This is a genomic window from Variovorax sp. PDC80, from assembly GCF_900115375.1.
GTDB lineage: Bacteria > Pseudomonadota > Gammaproteobacteria > Burkholderiales > Burkholderiaceae_C > Variovorax.
The window spans coordinates 1-1,917 of record NZ_FOWG01000036.1; the positions used below are offsets into that span (position 1 = coordinate 1).

Sequence of the window (1,917 nt, forward strand, 5' to 3'; positions counted from 1 at the left end):
GGCCTCGCGGGTGCTGAGCGTGTCGCGGCTGGCCAATGCGATCGATGTGACGCCGTTGCTCAATGGGGCGGATGTGAACCTGGGGGTGGATCCGACGACGCTGGGGGGGATTGCACTGAGCCTGGACAACGCAGAGCCGGTGCCTGCGGGGCGCGCGACGCTGCTGACAGCCACGGCCGAGGGCGCGCCGTCGGGAAGCATGGTGACCTTCTTCGATGGGGAGACGGTCATCGGCAGTGCGGTGCTGGTCGATGGGAAGGCATCGCTGGTCACGGATCGGTTGTCGGTCGGAACGCACAGCCTTCGGGTGGCGTTCGCGGGAGACATGTTGCGGCCCGCGAGTGTGTCCAAGGCGGTCAAGAAGGTGATCACGCCCGCGGTCATCGCGGCGGAAATCCGATACCAGAGTCCGACTCCTGGCAGTGCGGAGCCGCTGACCTTGTCTTTGGTACTGAGTGCCGATTCGGGATGGCTGGTTCCGCAATCGGGCAAGGTGGCTTTCTACAACGGCAGCGAGCTTCTTGGCGAAGCCTATGTCGCCAACGGTGTCGCAAGCCTCGTTCTGCAGAGTTGGCCTTCCGGCAAATTGAATGTCCGAGCGGAGTATTCCGGGGATACGGCGCATACAAGTGCCGTCGCTTTGAAATCCTTCGTTCCGGTCCCTCCGTCCGTTGCCCTCACCGTCTCTTCTATTCGCGTGACAAATGGCGGTCCGATCACGCTGCGAGCGGAAGTGTCTGGCCGGAAGAGCGGAGTTGTTGCTTTCTATGCCGGCAAGATTTCGCTCGGCACCGTCGATGTCATTGATGGCGTGGCGACGTTGGCCGTGGATTTCCTCCAGATGGGAAGCTACGCGCTGAGTGCGACCTACTCGGACCGCGACGAGTCATTTTCGGGGGTCCTGACACAAGGACCTTCGGTTCAAGTCGATGTCATGGATCAATCGAACGTGGGAACGTTCGATTGGGGGAGCGTGAACAGAGGTGACTACTACACGGGAGGCGACTACTGGAACTATCAGCTCTACATCAACGCAGGACCTTGGCAGATCGATGGGCAGGTGCAGGTGGGAACGGTTCCGCAAATCCTGGTCTGGGACAACTCCAAGAGCAAGGGAACCTCGGGTACGTACGCCATCTTCGTCGACGACGTTCTCGTGGGAAGCGTCGTCCATTGGGCGGGGAAGGACGGGATCGACTGGGATCGGCAGTTCAGCTTTGCATTGCCCGTCAACCTGCTGCCGAGCAAGGGCCATCGGCTGGCCATCGTCTACAACAGAAGAGTCGGCTACCAGGCTCCGAGCGGCAACACGAGCGAGCCAGGCTTGGTCGTCAACACGGTTCTTCCCATCGATGCGGCACCGACTGCCGCGACCGTGAGTGTCTCGCCGGCACGGGCACCCGCAGGGGCGCCCGTCACGTTGAGCACCAAGATATCGATGGCGCTTCCTTATGACGTGAAAGGAACACCGTCCTCGGATCCGTCACCCATCGGTGGCCTGGTCAAGTTCTATGCCAATGGCGTGGTCATTGGCTCCGCAACGGTGGTCAATGGTCAGGCGTCATTGGTTGTCTCGAATCTGCCTCAGGGGACCAACACCATCACGGCGCGCTACGAGGGCGATGGCAGCTATCTGCCATCCGAGAGCACCGCCGGTCTGTCGGTTCAGATCACCCCGCCGGCGGTCACCTTGACCAACCTGACGACCCCCACGATCGCGCAAGACGGCGGTCTGTCGGTGCGCGTTGCAGGCCAGACCCCCACGGGCCTGGTGAGCTTCTACAGCGGCACGACGCTGCTGGGCACGGTGGCGGTGCGGGAGGACGGCACAGCCACGCTGCGCGGCGTGCCGATCCCCGCGGGCACGCACACCTTCAGCGCCGTGTACTCGGGCGACTCCCTCAACGCCGACGGCGC

1 protein-coding gene is annotated in these 1,917 nt (G+C 62.8%); it reads left to right on the forward strand.

Annotated elements, in window-relative coordinates; all coding sequences use genetic code 11:
- Window positions 1-1,917: Ig-like domain-containing protein (locus BM109_RS40540; protein WP_143129353.1), on the forward strand; the 1,917-nt coding region annotated here is incomplete at both ends.